Source organism: Vibrio inusitatus, from assembly GCA_024346935.1.
GTDB lineage: Bacteria > Pseudomonadota > Gammaproteobacteria > Enterobacterales > Vibrionaceae > Vibrio > Vibrio inusitatus.
Map to the genome: position 1 here is coordinate 542,822 of AP024879.1, position 22,501 is coordinate 565,322.

The following is a 22,501-nucleotide window of genomic DNA, read 5'->3' on the forward strand; positions in this document are numbered from 1 at the left end:
AGCGATGCTTCCCTAAATATTATTGAAAATAAAGTTTTACTTAAGGAGTAACTACACCAAACCAAAGGTTAAAGGTATCAAACGATCCAAATAATTTTTGGAATGTTTCTACATCAGTAACTTCAATTTCACCTGACTTGATTAGCGCTTCAGGAGATGCTTTTTTCGTAACTAATTTCTCAAACGTAGCACGCGTCATTGTTACATTAGCTTGGGCATCATCAAACTGACGGTCATTGTATGTTTTAAGCACTGAGTTACTCAGTTCTACAGAGTATTTGCCTTCGCCTTCTACGTTGAAATTCACACGTAGATCTAGGTTTGCTGCTTTCTCAGGGTTAACGGTCACACTTAAGTAACGTAAGAAAGACTCAAATGGCATGTTAACGGCAATTGCTGCTGTGTTTGGAGTCGGTACGGGCTTAATACCTTGACGAAGTTCTTTAGCTCCCCCTAGGTAGTAATTGCGCCAAGGACCAGATTCTGCTTGATAGCCAAGCTGTTCCATCGCATCTGCAGATAAGTAACGAGCTTCTTTATTGTTCGGGTTAGAGAAAATAACGTGATTTAGAAGACGAACAGCAAAACGGTATTCGCCGTCTTTAACAAATTCACGAGCTGCATCAACAACTTTGTCTTCACCACCAAATGCTTTTACATAACGCTCACCTTCATCTGTCGGTGACATAGGGTTTAAGTTCGCTGGGTTACCGTCCCACCATGCGCCAAAATAAAAATCATATGTTGCTCTAGCATTATGAGATACGGTGCCGTAGTAACCACGGTTATACCATTCTTTGCCTAGGCTATCTGGTAACTTAATGGTGTTTGAAATTTCATTTGTTGTCATACCCATATTAGCTAAACGTAAAACTTGGTCATGAACAAATTTATATTGATCTCGTGTTTTCGAAATCTGATCTTTGATGTTTTCAGTACCCCAAGTTGGCCAGTGATGTGATGCAAACATTACATCAGATCTATCACCAAATAGAGTAAGTGACTCATCTACGTAGCCAGCCCATAAAGATGCATCGCGTGTTTTTGCTCCGCGAAGAGTAGAAATATTATGGATTGTATTTGTTAGCACTTCTGATGCCATGAATGCACGGTATTTCGGGAAGTAGAACATAAATTCTGATGGTGCTTCAGAATGCTGCGCCATTTGGAATTCAACATCTAAACCATCGATTTTCATTACCGAACCTGTTTCAACAACAGCGACCGTTTCTTTGATGATTGTTGGAAGACCCGTCGATGTAGTTTTACCTAAACCACCATCAACTTGACCAGTTTCGCTAGCACTTAACAGGTTGCCGTACATAAAAGATGCACGACGTGACATAGCAGTGCCTGCTAGTACATTTTCATCAATTGAGTTACGGAAGAAATCTTTAGGTGCGTATACTTTTACTTTCCCTGCATCAACATCAGCTTGAGTAGTTACGCCTCGTACACCACCGAAGTGGTCAATATGTGAGTGAGTGTATATGACATTTGTTACAGGTACATTCTCAACGTGCTCTTGAAGCAGAGATAAACCGGCTCTTGCTGTTTCAACTGTTAACAACGGATCGATTACAATCCAACCTTTTTCACCGCGAACGAAAGACATAACAGATAAGTCAAATCCACGAACTTGATAAATGCCGTCTGACACTTGGTAAAGCCCATGCAAGTTATTTAGCTGAGCAACTCGAAGTAACGATGGGTTAATTGTATCTATGTCTTTGCCTTCTTGAATGAAGTCATACTTAGAGAAATCCCAAGCAACACCACCATCATCAGCCATTATTTTGCTTTCTGGCCAAGTCGCAATGAAGCCTCGTTTAGCATCGTCGAAATCAGATTTATCCGCAAAATTCAGATAATCCTTCACTTCTTCATTACTCTTGAGCGTATATTCTGAAGCAGGCTTAGCGTCAGGAGTTAAACCTAATGTGCCAGTAGCGGTTGATGCCAGACTAGTACTCGCAATAAATGAAGCGCATATAGCGAGTGAAAGGATCTTTTTGTTGAGCATAAATTAATTTCTCTTTGTAAGTTTTAATAAACAATGTTTTAAATGACCACATTTTGTCGTGACGAAGTATTAGTGAACCTCAATCAGTGTCATTCGTAATTTTCAAGCAACAGTCGCTATGGCTGAGTCTTAGCGACATTGCAGATACATACTTATTGGGCTAAGTGCCGACTGAACTAAGATTATAAGAGGTAGGTATATGAATCATTATCCTTAAGTCACTATCTGATATTTATAATAAAAATATCTGGCGTTAATTTAAGTCTAGTAACTGGACTTAGAGTTCTATGATTCGTAGTTTGTAACTCTGTATTGAGTTCTGTTGAAGAAAGTAAAAGAATGAACGAGGAGAGGCTAAAAATAAGTTTGGAGAGTGGGAGGGGATATTGAGAATAGCGTAATGAGGTACCAAGATGATCGAGCCATCAGTTAGTGGCCCGAATCACTGTGTAAGAATGTGCTGAATAGTGCGTTATGCTGGTTGAGAAAGCATAAAAACGACTACCATAGCTAGACTGCCACCCAAACAGCGGTTAACAATCATCATTTGTTTTGGTGATTGCAGTAGCTTTTTCAAAATGGTGCCACAATACGCCCACATTAACATGCAAGGTACACCCGTAATGACCATACCACTAATGATGGTCACGACTTGAATCAGATAATCCATATTCGGAGTGATGAACTGCGAAAACACAGTTAATGAAGCAATCCAACCTTTAGGGTTTAACACTTGAACGAGTACACCCGACATAAAACCTGAGCGTTTGTCAGTGGTGCTTTCTTCAATTTCAAGATTGGCGATCGACCATGCCATGAACAGTAAATATGCGGCACCAATATATTTTAAGATGGTATATAGCTCTGGATAAAGGGTAAAGAGGCTCACTAATCCAATACTAGAACCCCCCAGTACTATGATGATGCCAAAAGCGTTCCCAGATATAAAAGGTAAAGTCGCAGCAAAGCCATAACGACTTGATATTCCAAGCAATGCGATGTTTCCTGCACCTGGTGTAATTGCAATAGATATTGAAAACAGCAAGAACGCCAGCATTAACTGAGAGCTCATTTCCTCTCACTCCTAATAAGTAATTATTGATGCGCAGAGTTTACAGACTCGACCAGGAATTAAATTGCTATATGAGTTATAATTTTGAGTAAAATGAGCAGAGAATTTCAATAACTAGCATGAAAAAGAAAGAATCCACTAACGAGGTGTTGGACGAAACGGATATCGCCATATTAGGGCATATTCAACAAGATGGCCGCATGAGCAATAGTAAGCTCGCAGAAAAGGTTAATCTTAGCGAAACTCCCTGTTGGCGTCGTTGGAAACGAATGGAAGAAACAGGCTATATAGACGGCTATGTTGCGAAGTTAAATCGTAAGAAGCTCGGCTTTCACGTAGCAGGTTTCACGCTTGTTACGTTGGGTAATCATGAAGTAGAGAACACCGAACCTTTTGAAGAGTTTGTCGCCGTTACCGATTGGATACCAATGTGCCACTGTATTGCTGGTGGGGCGGATTACATGGTTCAAGTGGTTGCTATAGATTTGGAAGAGTACTTTGAACGGATAAGTTCAATTAGAAGAGTGAAGGGCGTGAGTGCGATTCAATCGAATATTTCGGTAAAAGAGCTCAAGAACAGTTATCAACTACCGCTTACTGATTGATTGGTATGGAATAAAATAATAGGGCCTGAAAGCAAAATTGCCTTCAGGCCCTATTAATGCGTTTTACTAGATTATAACTCTGACGCTGTAGTCCATACCGCCGCTAGCATGTCATGACCAAAGGCGACACTGCGATCTGGAGACCAACCGTAAAGTTCGTCGGCATGGGCGATGTGATCTTTAAACGGCATTTCTACGGTGTAAGACAGGCACTTGAATTGCTCTGCAACCCAGTTTGAACCCACGGTGAGGTTAGCTTTACCTGGTTCGTCTTTGTCGTAACCCACCTCATCTTGGAACTCTGGAGTGATGGTCAGGAGCGCCTGCTTGAAGTGTTTTTCTAAGTGTTCGATGCGTTCATTGTAAGAAGGAATACCTTCACTTCCTGCAACAAAGTTGTATGGGATAGCTTCATCACCGTGGATATCCAAAAACATATCAACACCCGTTTCTAGCATGCGTTGTCTAATGAGGAATACTTCGGGGCTTCGTTCCATTGTAGGACTTTGCCATTCGCGGTTAAGGTTAACACCGACACCATTGGTGCGAAGATGACCGCGAATACTTCCGTCTGGATTCATGTTGGGAACCACGCGAATAACAACAGTATCCAGCAGGGCACGGCCAACGGTATCTGTTTCATCAAGAAGACGTTGCAACAAGCCTTCGATAAACCACTCTGCCATAGTTTCACCTGGGTGCTGGCGACCGATGATCCATATATTTTTCTTTTCAGGGCTTGGCTCACCAATAGTCAGTAGGCTGATATCATTGTTATCTAACGTATGACCCAGTGTCTCAAGCTTACACGCAGGGTGCGTTTGCGCACTATGCAATAGATCCAGATGGCGATCATATGAATACGGTGCAAAGTAGGCGAAGTACATAGAATCGTGTTCTGGAATGATATTAAAGGTTAATGCATTACCATCAAACTCTGCAGGAATACGGAACCATTCTTCACGATCATAAGAAGCGACAACATCGTAGTCACGCCAGCCTTCTGGGTATGCCGATGTGTCCAAGTCAGAAATGGTAAAATGGTGAGCATGATGAGCTTCGCTTTCTAAACGGAAATGAAACCATTGTGAAATATCTGTGTTGTTATCGGCAGGGATAGTGAGTTGAATATTACTTGGAGAGTCCGATGACACAACGTTGATATTGCCACTTTCGAAGTTACTAAAAATTTTCATTTTTGTGAGTTTCTCGTGATTGAGTTTGGCTAAGACTAGCACATTTTATTTGTAGATTATTGCTGACATTTATTGATTGTTTTCTTTCTTTACATAATCAAAATCCAGCTTCTCCCATCCTGACGATAATGCGATCAGTTAAACAGCTAACTACAGTAAATGTATGCTTGTTCTAAATCGGCTTTATTGTGTATGGTTTATTTTAATGGCGATCAGTCTAGCTCTATACAGAAGCGATTAAGGCTAAAATTACTCCACTGGAAATTGGCCAATCTAAACTTGGAGAACTTATGTCACAATTAACTCAACAACAAATTGGAAACATAGCACTCCTAGTTGAAAACTATGACGATGCTATCGCATTTTATACTCAGAAACTTCAATTCAGATTAATCGAAGACACCGATTTGGGCGATGGAAAACGCTGGGTACAAGTGTCTCCTCCAAACTCGAATGGCACCCACCTTTTGCTCGCTCAAGCCAGCACAAATGAGCAGAGCAAATTTGTTGGTAATCAAACGGGTGGAAGAGTGTTCTTATTCTTGCAGACCAATGACTTTTGGCGAGATTATCTCAGAATGAGAAAGAACGGTGTTGTCTTTAATGAAGAGCCCAGAGAAGAAAGTTATGGGACGGTAGTGGTATTTCAAGATCTCTATGGTAATAAATGGGACTTACTACAGCTGAACAAAGTTTGATCGTTAAGTTATGAATCAATAAACAACCAGTGTGAAGATGAACTGGCTAAAGTTAATCTTGTCGATATTAGTAAAATGAAAATGCTGTTTAAATGGTGAACACTAATAGGTTTTAAAAAAAATCGGTTACGAAACGCTAATTTTGGAACCTTAAACTGATCAAAATAACTGCTAATAATGCAAAATATGAGTTAAATACTGTGATTTAGTACAGTTCTTACAATATAAGATGTATACTGTTTATTTATCCAGTTTTATAAGGTAAAGATAGCCATTGGACAAGACGTTTTTAATAGGGAGCGCCCTTATGTCTTGATGATACGCCTATCTTTGTATATGTGATTACAGTGGCTAATTTCAATACACATCTTGGAACAGCCGCGCTGACGAGCAGTTTAGCGGCGACAGCCCTTCTATCGGCAGGGCACATTGTACCCATTACCGCTCTGTGGCTGATTTTACTGGGTACCATTGGCGGATTGCTACCTGATATCGACTCCGATAATTCGACCTCAATGAGTACGCTATTTCGTTTGTTTGGAGCCCTCACCACTTTTAGCTTCGTAGGTCATATCTACCTGACGGTTTCCATGCTGGAACTGATTGTATATAGCATATTTTGTTATTTATCTATTAGGTATAACTTAAAAGCAATGCTAGAGAAACTTACAGTACATAGGGGGTCGTGCCATTCATTAGCGTTCATTGCAATGTCAGGATTACTCATAGTTTGGTTGGTGTTTCTACTTGGTTATAGCGATGTCACCGCTTGGCTTTCTGGTGCTTTTATCTGTTTTGGTGGTGTGGTTCATCTTATGTTGGATGAATTGTATAGTGTAGATTTAGCTAATCGACGCATTAAGATGTCTTTTGGTACTGCGCTTAAAGTATTTTCGCCCAAAAACCCTTTTATTAGTGCATGTCAGTGTCTATTGATTGGGGTTCTATATGTGCATGGACCTGCGTTAGATAATACGTGGCATAAGGTAAGTAATTGGAGCGAGTTTCGCTTTAAACCAGATTGGTTAAACAAAGGTGAGGTGGTCCATTTTTTTGATGAAGTGATTACCTCGACCCGTAAGGCGATGAGCCAAAATACAATCTGATGAAGAAGGATCTTTTGTTTTAACGCTTAATGGTAATTAATGTTTACATCGTTGATTAGAATCGCTGCGTATCAGCAAAGTCCCCAAAACTGAATCTAATCTTAGTATGCCTTCATCATGAATGCCTGTGTTCACGTATAGTGAGAAAGTATCATGTATTAACTTATACTAAGTTTAAGCCGAAGGATCTTCGGGGCACAATTAAATATTGTTGATATTAACGTCATGCATGTGAAATGTAAGCTAGACTGTCATAAGAATAACAACGTCAACGGCTTAAATAAAAAGGACAAATCTTGGTTTGTCCTTTTTCACGTCTATGGTTTTTGTATTTAGGTCAACAGTTCCTAGCTATGCTGTGGTGCAATAGCAATTACAGGAATAGAGGTGATTGACTCTACATCAGCTTTATTGCGTAAGGTCGTGTCGAACAATTCTAAAAGGACGGCAAGACCTACTCCTAGTCCTAGGCCACCGATCAAACCCACAACAAAATAAATGATGGTTGGCCAGTTAGACGGAAAGCTTGGTGTAAAAGGTAGATCAATGATCTTCACGCGCTTATTCTCTTCAAATACCCCTAACGCGCCGGTTAATTGTGCCATTTCATAACGTTGCACAAGCTCTTCATAGAGTTGACGCTTCATTTCAACATCTCTCTGTAGGCTATATATTTCTTTTACGTTATCACCATAACCTTGGGTTTTCTGTTCTAGCTCTGTAATCATAGTGGTTAATCGTGCGGTTTCTTCGGTGAGTGCTTCAAAGCGACTTTGAACCTGCTGAAGGTTTTGCAATTGACTCATTAGCAACGGCTGGATAGTAGTCAAGTTATTAAGATCTTGGCTGCTTGCCATGTTTCTGAGTTGATCGGTATCCAATGTTGGTTGCTTTGTATTTAATAACAGCTCACGCTCTTGCTCTAACCGGTTCAGCTCTCTTTTCTTTGCTTGTACCGAACTGTGATTCTTCGTGTATCTTGCTTGCAATAGCGTCAAATCACTGCGTATTTCTATAATTTTGTCTTCAATACGACCCACAACAGGATTGGTGCTGGATAACTGCTGATCTAGGGTGTTAAGACTTCGTTCTACGCCAAACAGTTCTGCCTCTTTTTCCGCCAGACTTTGTTTCAATACGGCAATACGAGCGTAGCTTTGCGAACGGATTTCCGGGGTGAGTGACGAGTGGACGTTGGTGTATTCCGCCAGTTTTTGCTCTGCATTTTGTAAATCAGAAAAGCGTTTTTCTATATGCTCGTTCAAAAAGGTACTTGAGTCGCGAATTGAAGAACGCTCGGGCGCTAGTAACTGTTCAATGAAATGACGACTAACAGATTCAAGAAGTGCTTTCATTCCAATCGGGGAAGAAGCGGAATATTCGATCTTTAGAAGATCTTTTCCTTGCTGAACCACATTTAGGTTTGCCGCTATTTTTGCCATTACTTGGTCTTTCTCATAGTCGGAACTGTTTTCGTCAATAAGACCAAGCTCTAAAGCAACGGTAGAGAGTACATGACGACTTTTAAGCAATGTTTTTACCGCGTTTAAACGGTCATTTAGCATGGTCGATACGGCAAGATCTTGTAGAAAAGGATTCATTTTGGCCGTTTCTTGTATGAGCATGCTGGTATGTGCTTTGTACTTTGTCGGAGCCAGTTTGGATACACCAATTGCTACTATAGGAAGTATTAACGCAGGGAGTAATATCACCCAACGACGACGCCAACTACTTACAATTAATCCCGCAATGCGCAATTTAAGTTCAATCATAATAGCTCCAATAACCAGTCAACAAATTGCGAGCGTTGTTGCCAACTTTCGTTTTCGACACTCCGACTCTGACAAGGGGTGAGACTTTGGTATCTCGTTAAGCAATCAACGAGTTGAATGCTGTTTGCGACCACGTTAACTTGGTCTTTAAAGTGTTTGAGCGCAGGGAAATGGGTCGAAATAATAGGAGTACCACATGCCACATATTCCATTAGTTTTAGAGGACTGCACGCCTTGATTTGCTCATTAAGAAGAAAAGGCAACAGACTCACATCCCAATGCTGGCAATAACTAGGCAGTTCTTGGTGAGGACGAGGGCCAAGTAGGTGAATATTATTTAGGTGAGCAAACGGATTATGGCCCAACTCGTTGTTGCCAATAAATACGAAATTCCAATCGGGCATTGCTTTGGCTGTTTGGTTGATCAATTCGTAATCCAGCCAGTTTGATAGGCTCCCATAAAATCCGGCGATAGGCTTTCCAGTAGGGAGGTCTGCTGCGCGAGGCGCTGGCGTTGAAAATCGTTCGTAATCGACACCGTGTCGTAATAACTGGGTCTTACAAGCAGGAAAGCGCTGTTGCATGGCTTCACTGGCCGTTAGGATAAGGTTGGCTTTGTCGGTAAGCTTGTTTTCATGATTGATGACAGTTTTATGGTCTACGCCCGCCAATGCACCAAAGTCATCACCACAATAATACACTACAGACGATTCGTTGATATGACCACACAAGTCAGCAGCTGTTGGTAATGAGGTCCAAAGAATTGGATTGTTAAACTCAAGGCGTTTTAATGTCGGTGCTAATTGCGATGTCATCCAAGCTTTAGCAAGCTTTCGTTCCCATGCAAACCTAGGCGCAGGTAGTGTTTTTAGACTGATTACTTTCATGTTGCTAGGGATGGCTTCAGTGTTTGCCATTGGCAGTTTGCTGTTTCTAGAAAACAGTTTGTTATATACGCGCTTCACATCAGTTTTGGATAGGCGAGGTCTGCGCAGGCCAATTGAATTAACCCAAAGAATGCGTCGCTCAGGGTTCAAGCGGGTAATGATATGCTGAGTGCTCGAAGGAAGACCGCCAAAGTCTTCACCAAATACGATAAGATCACGCATGCTCGCCTCCTTGCTCACTATGAGTCTCTTGGGATATATACTTGATTACTTTTGCCGGAACGCCAGCTGCAACAACAAAGGGTGGAATGTCTTTGGTAACAACGCTACCTGAAGCTATGACTGCGCCTTGCCCTATAGTGACACCTGACTTAACAATGCAATTTGTACCTAACCAACAATCTCGTTTCAAGACTATGTCGCCAATCTGGCTAATGTCATCGGGTTCGCCTTTTGCTCTTCTTCGAGCGTCCAGCGGGTGTCCTGAGTAACCAAATAGATTCGCTTTCCCTGCAATACGCACGTTATCTTCAATGACTACTTTGGAACCAACGGCGATAGTGGTTTGCCATCCTATTCCAACATTCGAGCCAATGATTAGGCTTGGGTATCTAGTATGGGCACTGGCACTGAAGGTGGTTTGCCCCGAGATTCGGCAACGATCACCAACAGTGATAGACAATGGACCAGACACAAAGGGTACTCCCCCGTAAAGATACAGTGCTTTACCGGAGCTTTGACAACGACCACGAAAAGCCGGTGTTTGAAAAAAAACTCGAAGGATGAAATTAAAGGCGTCTCTGAACCCAACATACGAGGTGTAGAACAGCTTATTGAGCAGTGTTGGGTACCGGATATCGCAAACACGTATAGCTTTTGCTAATGAAAAGAGTTTCTTCCCAAGTGGGCTTCGGCTGGTTTTTAGTTTTTGTTTTAGCTGATTTGCATCTAATGCGTTCATAGCAACGTTCCTTTGTGCATTTAGGCGAAAAGGTTTAGCCTATTTGCATAACCGATTCCACTTTCCTTATCTAGGTAATACACAGAACGTGCCAGAAATATAAATCAACAAAAACAAGAGGTTAGTACATTGCTATTTGTTATTCTCAATTTGAGAATCGTTTTGAATAATACTTGAAACACAAATAATAAGAGCCGCAAGTATATAGATTGGCCAGACAAAGGCCTGAGTAAGAAAGGTGCCGGATACGATAGTACCAATTAACCCAGCGTAGACAGCGTTAGCCGAGCTCTCTAGGTACGGGGAAGCAGTGGGTGATGCCTTAATACAATCAAGAGAGTGTTTGGCTGTGCGAAGCAGTGAGACGATCAATGCGATAAACACAATGAGACCTAAAAAGCCTGTTTCTGCCAATACACCAAACCATGTGCTGTGTACTGCGTGATTCAAGCCGTCCCAGTGCGAGCTGTAAAAGTAGTAGTTCGAATAAAAGTTATTGATTCCGACGCCAGTTAAAGGATTCTCGACAGCCATTTTTGCAGCTGCCTCCCAGGCATACAAGCGACCCATTGAAGAAGAATCTATCCCTGCCTCCGCAGCGCCCCCAGATGCCCGATCCGAAATGCCCGCAGCTAAGTACAACAGGGCTAAACCAACACTTCCAACGCTGATAAGTAAAACTTTTGATCGAACAGCTTGGTTAATATAAACAGCGTACACCGCTACCATACCAAGTAAGCCGCCGCGACTTTGCGTAGCGATTATGGCCATGGAAAGGAGTGCCAAAACCGTAAAGCCTATAAAGCGACTGATTTTTGATTGGCGATTATTGAAGAAAAAACTGCCAGAAAAAGCTAATGGAAACAACAGTACTAGCGCTAAATCGTTTGGGTCGCCTAACATAGAGCCAAGCTGGCGTCCAATTGTTACTCGGGATCCTTCGACTAATCCAATACCGTTTACCGAGTTAAACAGAGCTACACAGGCAACTAGGCAACCTGCGGCTACAATGGTCCAGCATATTTTCGACAACTGTTCCTTAGTGTTGATAATCCATATGATAGCAAGGGTCATCAACATGATTTTCCAGTAGATCCCTTTAAAGGTTGATAGTGCTTCACCCCGATTTGTCGCAAATGCTAAACCGATTGCAACTAGGCCCCAGAATATTACCAGCCATTTCATAGAAGGGTGCCAGTAGACTTTAAGCTGCCTGCTAATTAGCGAGTGCCAACACAAAGAGGCTAAGGCGCCAAGAGACAATAACAATGGGATTTTAAATGGCATTAAAACTGGGATGACTTCGTGGATTCTAAAAAAGGAAAACACAACGAATAGGGTTACGAACCAGAACAAGTGTTTTACAACAACTAATACGGCAATAGGCAACAAACATAGGGCGACCCCAACTGCCGGGTGAGGGATCTTCCACCAAACTAATGCAATAACCAAGGTAACAGCGACGGTTGCAATGACACTCGGTGCGCTAAGTGCGTTGGCGGAATGATTGACTAACCTAGTCATTACACACCTACCTTTTTAGTTTGGGCATGTTTTGGTAGTTCGACAGTGTAAGTCGCAATGAGTAGTAAAAATGAACAGGCTAGGGAGCTAAGGCCTTGAAGAGTAGAACCTAGTTGGATAGCTAGCAATCCTACGAGGGTAATCACTGGGTAAACACTTAACCGAAGACTGCGGTATGGCAAAGTGCAGTAGTACTGAGACAGTTTGTAGAGTATCAATGCTCTTATTAGCTGAGCTACCCCTATGCTCAGCATAATGGACCAGATCCCCAACTGATAGGTAAATCCACACCATATTAAGGTCACTATGGTTGTCCACAGATTAACGGTTAAGATAGTCTTAGTTTGTTTGCTTTGAAGTAGTCCTAAGTTTAGTAATTCCGCGAACTCTTTGCCTAACACCATGAATAAAGCACCGACCAACAACTCTCCTGCAATAGCGTAATCATCAGTTAAGGCAAACTCCAATAGCCATTGCCCAAACAACCCAATGAACAAGGCGAGGATACATACGTACATGATGCCTAGCTCGGTGGTTCTGGCAGCTTTGAAAGGATTGTTCTTTGCTACTATAAAACGCTTAGGCATCCACCACATACCAAAAGGTTGAACTAGAACGCACATAGCTAAAGCAAACTTTGCGGCAATGGCATATTGTCCCACCATTGCTAGAGATTCACCCTTAAGCATTAACCAGCGCTCAGCGCCATTGAGGCCAAATGCGACTAAACCCGATAGCATCAGGGGCAATGAATAACGCAGGGTAGTGTTGATAAATTTCGTGTTTGGAAGGGTTATGCTGAGGTTGCTGGCATGGATAAGTAGCAGTAGTTGAATGAAATGGGCAATAAAACCCGCTACAAGTACCCCAACGACGCCATAGCCTAGTTGCAATAAGATTAACACTAGTGCTACTTGAAACAAGCTGGTGGTGATGCAGATTCGGCAAAACGCTTTGACTCTATCTTGCATTCTTAACCAAGCTAAAGAAATGGCAATAGCGCCTTCTATGGTCAAAGAGACCCAAAGCACTAACACTGCTTGTCTAGAAATTTCCCATGTTTCCTTCCATTGTAGTGACAACGTCACTATAAGGCCTAAGCAGGCAAAAGAAAGGGAGATTAATAAGGTTAAGGTGAACAGGTTGCTTGCTGTTTTAAGTCTCTGATTTTTAGTTGTTTGTTCTGCGCAGTATCGGTATAGCGCTTCGTGTAAGCTAGCAGACAATAAAATACCGATGAACGACGCTGTCACGGCAAGCAATTCCAATTCACCTATTTGAACTGGAGATAAAAAGCGTGTAGTGATTGGCAACATGATTAGGGAGAGCCCTTTCATGAAAAACAAAGCAAACGCATAGCCCAGCATCTGTTTTTGAGCATCCGAAATTGTAGGGAGTTTCATTGCTGTTCTCCCGGTTTTATTTGAGAGCATTGCTTTAAAGACGTTTCTTTCTCGTTGTTACCTTCAATTGCATGTGCAATTTCACGGTAGGTATTACTTGCCAGGTACTGGGTTGCAATTTTTTGGCCTTGCTTTGCAATTTTTTGGTACTGGTCTAGGTTATTGGCAATGCGAGTCATAGTTTGACTTAAGCTTTGAGCGTCATTTGCAGTGTATTTTAGGCAATTTACGTTATGCTGTAACTTTTTATCCCAAAATGCGTTGTCTCTAGGAATAATCACAATAAGTCCAGCGGCAAGCGCTTCTAGCGTAGATAATCCAAAGGGTTCATTGACGCTGGTGGAAATATAAGCGTCTGATTTTACTCTTACTTCATCTAAATTCTTAGGTTCTTTATGCCATAAAGTATTCGGTAAGTGTTTATCCACAGTGGATTGATCAGCCTGCGAATTTTTCGGCTTTATATAACAGATATTGGTTGTGTACTGTGAATTTGTCACCGCAATTTCAATTGCTTGCTTAAGTGTATCTAATCCTTTCCATTTCAAAAGCGAAGCCGCCCAATAGAAATTAACAGTAGTGTCATTACTGGAAAACCTATGAGTAGATGGGTAATCATTTTCATCTAAACCATTGGTAAACTCTTTGAAGCTAGTAGGAAGCTCGTCGGTTTCCATGCACAGTAGCAAACTTGGCTTAGCTGATGCCAAGTAGAAGGTTGGATGCCCTTGGCTTAGGCACCACTTTGAACTACTACTTTTACCAACAGGGCCATGGATAAGTTGCAGCAAGGCTACGCTGAACAGCTTAGAAACCATGTAACCAGAAAAATCAACACCGGGTCCTGATGCCATAAGCAGAGTGCTTGGTTTTTTCATTCTGGTAATCATGATGCAAACTGTAAACAGGATAAAACAAAGAGTTAGATAGATTTGCTTGGTCCAGTACCCAAGTCCTTGAGTCTGTATAGCAAGGCCTTTTGGTATGGGCAGAGCTGTCACTTTCACCTTGTTGCTTTGACGCCAACTAATAGGCGAGGCACTAAGCACATGAAATACAGTCAGTTCGTCAACTTGCTTAATAGCTAGTTCCGTAGCGACTTTTGAGCCTCCATGATAAGGAATGGGATCGAAAATGATGCAATGGTTAGGCTTCATGAGCGTTCCTTACGGTTTTGCTTTCTGACAAAAATCGCGTTCTAAAGAAAGTACCGAATGGACGAAGTAGGGAACTGAGCCATGATAACCAGGATTGTTTTATGCCAGAGTCTATTAATTGGTTGTATATAGATTCTATTTGAGATGTATTTTGCTCAAGTGAAAAACGATGTTGTGCTACGAGTTTGCCACGACTTGCCATGGCTTGACGAGACGTTGGGTTTTGTATGAGCTGGCTTACTGCATCAACAATGAAAAGGATCTCGTTATCACCATTTTCGTAAAGAAGTCCGGTTGAATTATGTTCTATAACTTCGCTTATGCCTCCCACGTTTGGAGCAATTACGGCAAGTCCGGCTAACGAGGCTTCAACTAGTACTAATCCAAAGGCTTCGCTTCTTGCACCACTAACAAAAAGGTCGCAACCACCAGCAAGCCAAGCATTAACGTTAGATTGTTCACCGACTAAATGAACCTTGGAGTCTAGATCTAATGACTCAATTTGCTTGATTAGATTCAGACGCTCGCTCCCATCTCCAATAATGATGAGGTGATGCGGATCTTGGTTACTGTTTAAAAGAGCAAGGGCCTGAATGAGTTTATCGAAGCCTTTACGTTTAATAAGAGAACCTACGCTGATGAGTACCTTGGCGTGTGGTGGGATATCAAATCGTTCTCGAACATTAATCGGTTGGCTTAGATCGATATTTGGCACGCCGTTATGAACCACAGTTAAATTTTGATCTGGGTATCCTTCGTCTAGGATTGGTGTCGCAACGGCATGGCTAACCGCCACTAAATGCTGCGCAGAGTGTAGTCCAAGAGTAAAACGGTCATGTAGATTATAAGGGCTATGAAGTTGGCACAGCATTGGAATACGTTTAGCTTTGGCTACAAACGTCATCCACTGACATGGTGCGCCGCTGTTAACATGTATTAGATTGATATTGTGCTCTGAAATGAGCGTTGAGGCTGTGTTATACAGCTCGAACAATGCCTTTATATTAAAGGCAGTCTGTTGAAAGTTGATCACTTCAAAGTTTGATGAATGTGTCGCAACTCCCTTTGCTGTTAGTTCACGTACTAGTACTTGATTGTTAGTCCAAACCACAGGTCTGAAACTAGGAGATAGTGAATCAATAAGGTTTAGAAGACATGCTTCACTGCCTCTGATCCAATCATCACCGTAGTGCACAATAAGTAGATTAGTCGTTGGGTGCATTCCTTTTCTCCCTAACAGTTTAATATGGTGGCTGTAAGGAGTACTGCAAATAGAATGCCAGTTCTAAGTGATTGTTTTAACGCAATGTTTGGTAGTTTAAGTCTATATTCTCAAATTGAGAATCAGAATGACTGGCTCTTAGAAGCAAAGGAAGCAGGGAGTAGACGTTTGGAATAAAGAGGAAGGATCTGCGGCACGACAGCTTCGGTAGAAAACTGGGATTCAATGGTCTCTTTAGCGTTTTCAGCTAGAGTTTCTCGCTCGCTTTCTGTGCTATTTAGCCATTCTTCTAGAAATAGAGCCAGTTCTTCTGTGTTATCAGATATCCAACCATTATGGCCATGAACAATCAATCGTGCTAACGCTCCGATATTGAGCGTTAGCACAGGTATACCTCGTGACATCGCCTCTAGTGCCGTCATCGGCAGTCCTTCATAGCGAGAGGAGATGACCAACAAACCAATGTCGTCCCAGCATTGGTTCATGTTGGGTTGAAAGCCTAAGAATTGGGCATTAATAACATTTCGACTTTTGAGGTCATTCATCATTGGGCCATCGCCATACAAATAAAACGACACATCAGAGTGCTCCTCGGCTAGATCTAAGAAGCGATCTGGGCCTTTTTCATGGCTTAAGCGACCCACAAAAGCAATTCGCTTCCCTAAGCTTTGTATGGAGTCGTCTGTTGAGATGAAATTGTTTAGAAATAAGCTCCTTGCAGGAAGTCGAGCTTGAATCTCAGGGCTTACACAAAGGCTGTAATCTGATAGCAAAGAACTGTAGCGATCTAGCCAGTCATATAGCCTAACCTTTCCTTTAGGGACTTCTCCCGCATGATAGGTGCTTACTTGCTTTGTTTGGCCTGTGGTAGTTTTTACGGCCAGTTTGCTGATGATGCTGGCTTTATAACCGTGAGCATGAATGGCTATTGGTTTAAATTGTGTAATGGCTCGTCGTAACTGAAAAGTTTGCCTAATTAATGAGTGATGATTTTCTTCATTGATTAACGTGTGCAGATAGCTGTAGGGGATGTTGTGTTGTTCGAGCTTGGATATTATTGCTGATGGTTGTTTAAAACGAGTAACCAGAATGACCCGCACGGGCACTTTGTAAAACGCTATTCCTCGCGCCAACTCTAGTACGTGAGTTTCAATGCCACCAAAGGTAAGGCTGTCTAATAACAGCCATACCTCTTGATAATTGACCAGATCACTTGCTGACTTGCAAGTCATCTTCGGTTTCCCACTGTTGTTTTTTGCGATAAACAGTAGATGGGCTTAGTTCTAGCATCACTGCCGCATTTAAGACGTTGCCCTCACATACCTTAATGGCATTTTGGATTGTCTCCTTCTCAACTTGCCACATAGGTCTTACCGCAAATGTGTCAGCCCCTTCAGTATTCACGGAGGTGAGAGCTTGTAGCGTCTCAACGGGCAGAGTTTCTTCAGTGGAAGCTAAGCTCTTGGTAGGTGATGTTTCGGCAATTGCTGGTGGTGGTTGTTTCGCTATAACTGCAGGAGATGGTGTTGCTACCGCTGCAGGTTTAACTGCGTTAAGAGGCGGGGGAAGTTGACTTGCTTCAACCTTAGTACCGTCGTTGAGCACTACAACATTTCGCATAATATTTTGCAGTTGTCTAACATTGCCTGGCCAAGGGTAAGCCTTAAGAATCGATTCTACTTCTGTAGATAACCCAGTAAATCCTTTTCCGTCTTGTTTGGAGTAAAGCTTCACAAAATGCTTAGCTAGGGTCACGATATCTTTGTCTCTTTCGCGCAAAGCGGGAAGCTCGATAGGGATAACATGCACACGATAATAGAGATCTTCACGGAAACGACCGGCTTCAATCTCTTTTAGAGGGTCCTTATTGGTCGCACAGATGATTCGTACGTCCGCTCTCAGCTCTTTGCTACCACCGAGCGGGGTGACACTACCGGTTTGTAAAAAACGCAGTAGTTTTTTCTGCATCTCTAGTTCCATTTCGCACAATTCATCGAGGAACAAAGTGCCCCCATGGGCTTGCATTGCCGCGCCTTTACGGTCGGTCGTCGCACCGGTAAATGCTCCTTTTACATGACCAAAGATTTCGCTTTCCATTAGATCTCTTGGAATTGCGCCACAGTTAAGGGCAACAAAGGGTTTTTCGGCGCGTTTACTCTGCTTGTGTAAGGCTTCTGCACAAACTTCTTTTCCGGTACCACTTTCACCGTTAATGAACACACTGGCAGTGGTAGGGGCAGCAGATTCAATGATCTTATAGACCGCTTGCATAGGTAAGCTAGACCCGATGAAACCGTGAAAGTTAGGGCGGTCGAACTTAGTCTCTAGCTTATTAACCAAACTCTCTAATTTGGTACGCTTAAGGTGCAGTGCAACGGAAGTTTTTAATCGGTCTGCGGTAATTGGCTTTTCGAGAAAATCATCAGCTCCTTTTTGAATCAGGTTGACGGCTGTGTTTACTGAACCGTGAGCTGTCGCGATGATCACTGAGGTAGGGATTTCATTTCCCTTGATCCAATCAAGGATTTCCTCCCCAGTGGTGTCGGGAAGTTTGAGATCGAGAATGACCAATTGAGGGGCGTGGTGCTCGATAAATCGTTTCGCATCCTTACCGGTCTCTACATGAAAGAGATCGTATGGCTCGTCTTTAACATACTGTTTATAGAGTATGGCTAGTGAGTTGGAGTCCTCGACCAGTAGCACTTTTGGATCCATGAAACGTCCTTTTAAACCAATGACTTACTATTTATAGGCTTTCTTTTAGGCTTTGCAATGCTTGATGTGAGTGAATTACTAAATCTTTGAGTGAGGCACCATTTTCTAATGCCTTTTCGTGATCTTGTTGCAAACAAGATTGTTCTACTAATTTAGCCATATTGCCCAGTGCTGCCACGCCGATGGCTAGCGATGTGCCTGCTAAGGTGTGCGTTTCAAATTCTAACGTTTGATAGTCTTTTTCAATTAGCGCTTTATTAATGATTTCTATACGTGTCTGCGATTCTTCCAAATAACTGTCGATAAGTAGCGGAAGAATTTCGATACTGGTATCGCTAATAATTTGCTCGATTACTGCGTTGTTTATAAGTTGCTCTGCTGCCACTGCAATACCTTCCTTCTCTTGCTGTATCTGCTTCGTACTTTGCAAAGGGTTCACTTTGTAAAGAGAGTGTAAAAAGCGTCTTAACATTTAGTATTCCTTTTATCGCCTTTTATTTCTAGTTTTTGTGTCACACAATTTTCGTGTTTACACCGTGTGATTGAGTATTGAGGCGCTTTTAATGACGTTTTGAAGTGTTTGTTTTATAAATGAGGGTAAAAATTTGCGTCGGTTGATGACGCTCAATAATTGCTGAGATAGGGTTTGTTGCGAGTATTGGTTAATGATGATTCCACACATCTTGGCATTGGCATCATTAAGGTAGCTAAGGGCATTAGTTAGTTCCTCTTTCGTCGTTTCGCCACCGGTGACAGTCAACAGTGTAGCCTCACAAGCATTAGCGATGACAGCACTAGGTAGATCAGATTGAGGATTATTGAGTGCGCCAGCATCCACGATTATTCGATCATAATCGCATAACAAATGCTTCATTTTTTGACCAAGAGCTCTTGGGTCGCGAAAGCTCATTTGTTCAGATTGAGTTGTTGGTACTGAACATCCAGAGAATAGCTGCATAGTGTATTTGTTTGTAATCCAATCTCCTCCGCCTTCACAAGATACTAAAGCAGGCTCAAAAGCAGGGTTATCCAGATTTAAGTCAATTAGCAATGTTCTGTAACCTGCTAGCATATAGTGTTCTGCCAATGTAGAAGTAAATCGAGTAACGCCGCAACCTGCCTTGTTTCCCGTAATACAGATACTGCGTGTTTTTGCCAGTTCAAGTTTAAGGAATGTCTGTTCTAACTCCGGGCATAGTCGGGTAATGCTCATTACAAAGCTCCTATTAACACAATCGTAGTCGCAATCTTTAATACATCATCGAGTCCATTTCGAGCTTTCTCCATTAAGCTTTCTCTTTGATGGGGAATGTAGACAGTGTCACCAGCGCGAATTACCGGAAGTTTTCTAAAATTGGCTGTTTTACTGAATTCAACTAGGTCAAATACTCGAGCTTGGCTTTGGCAGCAAGACATGTTTACCACACTGATTTTCTCAAGGTAAGCCTGCTCACTTGGACCGCCAGCTTCTGCAAGTAAATCTAGGATGGTCATATTGTCATCAAACACATAGCGACCAGGATTGTTTACTGCACCTAGCACACGAACAGTGGATTCTTTAGATCGGTCTAGCCAGTTTTTGTCTTTTTCTGGAATGTAGATAGTGTCCCCAGTTCTGACTACAGGAAGCAGTGATTCATCGCCTGTTTCAAAGTAAAGAGATAGGTTGAGTTTGCTAACGCGAGAGTAGCTTTTGTCTCGATGTGTGATTCGGATGTTGTGAATGTCTGCTTCGCCCGTTGGGCCATCTGCTGCAGATAAAATATCTAGAAAATGCATTTCTTTGGTAAAGCGATAACGACCCGGTGCATTCACTTGGCCAAATACATAGATAGACGCTTCGGACTTTTGACGTACCCATTGTGATTTATTGTCTGAAGGGTCTTGAGGCAAGTCATGAACGCGTACAATCGAACCAGCTGAAATATTTGGAAGCTGCGATCTCTTAGCGCCATTTCTAATATAGGCATCTAAATCAAATACTTGAACTTTACGTTCACTGTCTACCACTTCAATAGTGGTTGTATCTGCACGCAATGTAGGGCCACCCACATGAGCCAGAAGGTCCATAAGATCCATTTCGTCTGACCATTCTATACGCCCAGGACGAACCACCTCACCAATGATATTCACGGCGCGGTCAGGAGAGACTTTTAACCAGGACTTTTCGTTCATGTCGGTTTTTTCTGGAACAAAGATCGCGTCGCCATTTTCAATCTTTGGTGGTCGAACGCCACCGATACCTTCTGTAAATGCTGTAAGGTCAAATCTGATGACTTTGCCATTTGCTTTGATTAAACGAATCTGACGAGATTCAGCAAATCGAGTAGGACCCCCCGCATTAGCAAGAATATCCATAAATGTAGCCCCCGGCTTGCCTTCAAATGCACCCGGAGCGGCAACTTCGCCCATTACATAAACCATATTGGCGCCCGACTTTATTTCTTCTTCCATTTTAGGAACAAACACAATTGAGCCAGGATTAAGCTTCGGCAACATAGAATCGTCACCGCTATCTAGGTAGCGTTTAAGGTTGAACGTAGTAGGGTTGTTGCTCGAAATAACACGGATTTGCTCAACACTTGCGTAGCGCGTAACGCCACCAGAGCGCATGATAATGTCGACAAGATCTGTGTCTGTTTTGAAGCTAAAAGAACCTGGAGCATTTACTTCACCAAATACCTTGATAGCTTTTCGTGAATCACCACTGTCACCGGCATTGGCAAGCTTTGCTGCGTCAAACTCTTGTTCGATGTTGCCGACCATAGGAGAGGCTGGCACAAAGATAGTGTCTAAAGACTTTAGCTTTGGCAAAGTGGAGTCATCGCCTGAATCTAGAAACTTTTTGTAGTTGAATTCTTTGGTTTCGCTTCCGCGTTTGATATGCAGTTTATTAAGCTGTGCGCCAGGGCGAATACCGCCTGCTGCGTAAAGCGCCATTTGTACTGTGGATGACTCAGGAAGGGTGTATTCACCTGGTGAGCGTACGTAACCTTGGATAGACAATAAAATCTGGCGTTCTGCTACATAAATACTTGCATTGGATAGGTCGCGAAATACTTTACTTAGTGCATCTTTAACCACTTTTTGCAGTTGAGCTTCTTCGTAACCCGCAACATAAGTTGGACCTACTTCAGGAAGTGAAATTCGTCCTGATTTATCTACTTGAAAACCTTTGTTTAGCGAGGCTTCTCCTGGAAGGTTGACCTGAACAAGGTCACCAATCTGTACGGGTTTTGCAAATACAGAAAAGCTGATGCTAACCATTAGGATAAGTAGAGCCTTAAAGATGTTCATAGCCGCCTCCTTGCGCATTAGTTGATACAATATCTATGCTAACGCGACGGTTGGTTAGGCGAATTGCGGGTGTATCGCCTTCAGTCAGGGGTAGGGTTTCGCCTACAGAAAGAGTTTGAATACGAGCGGTTTCCAAACCGAATATCACTAAGTAACGCTCAACTTGTTTAGCACGTCCCATTGCAAGTTTTTCGTTGTACTCTGGGCTTCCTGCCATATCAGCATGACCCGTTACACTCAGCTTTAGGTGTCTGTGCTGTTTTAACAAATTAGCTGCTTCTGCAAGATGGCCCATGTATTTCGGATTTATTTCGGTAGAACCAACAGCAAATTGATTGTCTACGTTGAGTAGGTCAACTAACTGGGTAATGATCGCTTTGTCGCTTTGGAAGGATGCGTTTTGCGAGGGAGGTACACACTCTGTCTCACTGGTCACGTAATCCAACTGAAGCTCCAACTTGTTTAGATTCTTTCTCAAGATGACTATGTCATTGGCTGCATCAAGAAGAAGACCGCCTTCTAACTCTCTCGCTATACGCTTCTCTTTAGTTTCTGCCTGCACAACCGATGCGGGGAAACACCATTCAGCACCTTGATTAATAAGGCTATCAAGTTGCAAACGTGCTAAATGAAAGTCAAAGCGTAGGCCATGCTCGGGACCCAGTGGTTCCTCAGGAAATACGGGAGAGAAATCAGACATAGCGGTGTATTCACCCATACCGCCTTGGCCTTCGTCTGGATAGCTTGAACAACCAGCCATTACTAGTGCTGCTAGTAATGTAGTGCTTGCTTTTAGTTGGTTAGTCCATTTCATCTTTTCTCTCCTGATTCCCTTGTAATGACTGTTCACTTCCATGTGAATA

Annotated in this window: 19 protein-coding genes; 3 read left to right on the forward strand and 16 right to left on the reverse strand. The window is 42.5% G+C overall.

Going from position 1 to position 22,501, the window contains the following annotated elements; all coding sequences use genetic code 11:
* Window positions 1-40: 40 nt before the first annotated feature.
* Window positions 41-2,023, reverse strand: coding sequence for an alkyl/aryl-sulfatase (locus OCU48_RS15480; protein ID WP_141344711.1), 1,983 nt, complete (start codon window positions 2,021-2,023; stop codon window positions 41-43).
* 472 nt (window positions 2,024-2,495) lie between these two features.
* The gene (locus tag OCU48_RS15485; RefSeq protein WP_141344712.1) at window positions 2,496-3,095 is read right to left on the reverse strand and encodes a LysE family translocator; all 600 of its coding nucleotides are present in this window, start codon (window positions 3,093-3,095) and stop codon (window positions 2,496-2,498) included.
* A gap of 119 nt (window positions 3,096-3,214) precedes the next feature.
* Between OCU48_RS15485 and OCU48_RS15490 the strand changes: the two genes are divergently transcribed.
* The gene (locus tag OCU48_RS15490; RefSeq protein WP_141344713.1) at window positions 3,215-3,700 is read left to right on the forward strand and encodes an Lrp/AsnC family transcriptional regulator; all 486 of its coding nucleotides are present in this window, start codon (window positions 3,215-3,217) and stop codon (window positions 3,698-3,700) included.
* 71 nt (window positions 3,701-3,771) lie between these two features.
* Here the strand turns inward: OCU48_RS15490 and OCU48_RS15495 are convergent, their stop codons facing one another.
* Window positions 3,772-4,896 carry a M14 family metallopeptidase gene (locus OCU48_RS15495; RefSeq protein ID WP_141344714.1) on the reverse strand — a complete coding sequence of 375 codons (1,125 nt, stop codon included), beginning with the start codon at window positions 4,894-4,896 and terminating at the stop codon, window positions 3,772-3,774.
* A gap of 290 nt (window positions 4,897-5,186) precedes the next feature.
* Here OCU48_RS15495 and OCU48_RS15500 point away from each other — a divergent pair, with 290 nt between their 5' ends.
* Window positions 5,187-5,594 (forward strand): VOC family protein, encoded by a 408-nt coding sequence (locus tag OCU48_RS15500; protein WP_141344715.1) that lies wholly within the window; start codon window positions 5,187-5,189, stop codon window positions 5,592-5,594.
* Window positions 5,595-5,941: 347 nt separating this feature from the next.
* Complete coding sequence (locus OCU48_RS15505; protein ID WP_141344716.1) at window positions 5,942-6,700, forward strand: metal-dependent hydrolase; 759 nt, start codon at window positions 5,942-5,944, stop codon at window positions 6,698-6,700.
* 347 nt (window positions 6,701-7,047) lie between these two features.
* Here OCU48_RS15505 and OCU48_RS15510 read toward each other — a convergent pair whose 3' ends face one another.
* From OCU48_RS15510 to OCU48_RS15570, 13 genes are all read right to left on the reverse strand, one after another.
* Entirely contained in the window at window positions 7,048-8,472 is a 1,425-nt protein-coding gene (locus OCU48_RS15510; RefSeq protein ID WP_141344717.1) for a GumC family protein, read from the reverse strand.
* Window positions 8,469-9,581 carry a glycosyltransferase gene (locus OCU48_RS15515; RefSeq protein WP_141344718.1) on the reverse strand — a complete coding sequence of 371 codons (1,113 nt, stop codon included), beginning with the start codon at window positions 9,579-9,581 and terminating at the stop codon, window positions 8,469-8,471. The genes OCU48_RS15510 and OCU48_RS15515 overlap by 4 nt, the downstream gene beginning before the upstream one ends.
* Window positions 9,574-10,320 carry an acyltransferase gene (locus tag OCU48_RS15520; RefSeq protein WP_141344719.1) on the reverse strand — a complete coding sequence of 249 codons (747 nt, stop codon included), beginning with the start codon at window positions 10,318-10,320 and terminating at the stop codon, window positions 9,574-9,576. The genes OCU48_RS15515 and OCU48_RS15520 overlap by 8 nt, the downstream gene beginning before the upstream one ends.
* A gap of 132 nt (window positions 10,321-10,452) precedes the next feature.
* Entirely contained in the window at window positions 10,453-11,844 is a 1,392-nt protein-coding gene (locus tag OCU48_RS15525) for an O-antigen ligase family protein (RefSeq protein WP_141344720.1), read from the reverse strand.
* Entirely contained in the window at window positions 11,844-13,247 is a 1,404-nt protein-coding gene (locus OCU48_RS15530; protein WP_141344721.1) for a lipopolysaccharide biosynthesis protein, read from the reverse strand. Before OCU48_RS15530 ends, OCU48_RS15525 begins: the two co-directional genes overlap by 1 nt.
* Entirely contained in the window at window positions 13,244-14,404 is a 1,161-nt protein-coding gene (locus OCU48_RS15535; protein ID WP_141344722.1) for a glycosyltransferase, read from the reverse strand. Before OCU48_RS15535 ends, OCU48_RS15530 begins: the two co-directional genes overlap by 4 nt.
* A complete protein-coding gene (locus OCU48_RS15540) occupies window positions 14,394-15,626 on the reverse strand; it encodes a glycosyltransferase (RefSeq protein ID WP_141344723.1) in 1,233 nt (410 codons plus the stop codon). The genes OCU48_RS15535 and OCU48_RS15540 overlap by 11 nt, the downstream gene beginning before the upstream one ends.
* A 122-nt stretch (window positions 15,627-15,748) precedes the next feature.
* A complete protein-coding gene (locus OCU48_RS15545; RefSeq protein ID WP_141344724.1) occupies window positions 15,749-16,858 on the reverse strand; it encodes a glycosyltransferase family 4 protein in 1,110 nt (369 codons plus the stop codon).
* A complete protein-coding gene (locus tag OCU48_RS15550) occupies window positions 16,836-18,341 on the reverse strand; it encodes a sigma-54-dependent transcriptional regulator (protein WP_141344725.1) in 1,506 nt (501 codons plus the stop codon). Before OCU48_RS15550 ends, OCU48_RS15545 begins: the two co-directional genes overlap by 23 nt.
* Before the next feature lie 31 nt (window positions 18,342-18,372).
* Window positions 18,373-18,813 (reverse strand): Hpt domain-containing protein, encoded by a 441-nt coding sequence (locus OCU48_RS15555; RefSeq protein ID WP_141344726.1) that lies wholly within the window; start codon window positions 18,811-18,813, stop codon window positions 18,373-18,375.
* A gap of 57 nt (window positions 18,814-18,870) precedes the next feature.
* A complete protein-coding gene (locus OCU48_RS15560) occupies window positions 18,871-19,554 on the reverse strand; it encodes a P-loop NTPase family protein (RefSeq protein WP_141344727.1) in 684 nt (227 codons plus the stop codon).
* Complete coding sequence (locus tag OCU48_RS15565) at window positions 19,554-21,638, reverse strand: SLBB domain-containing protein (protein WP_141344728.1); 2,085 nt, start codon at window positions 21,636-21,638, stop codon at window positions 19,554-19,556. Before OCU48_RS15565 ends, OCU48_RS15560 begins: the two co-directional genes overlap by 1 nt.
* Window positions 21,625-22,452, reverse strand: a complete 828-nt coding sequence (locus OCU48_RS15570) for an OmpA family protein (protein ID WP_141344729.1) — start codon at window positions 22,450-22,452, stop codon at window positions 21,625-21,627. Before OCU48_RS15570 ends, OCU48_RS15565 begins: the two co-directional genes overlap by 14 nt.
* Window positions 22,453-22,501: the final 49 nt, after the last annotated feature.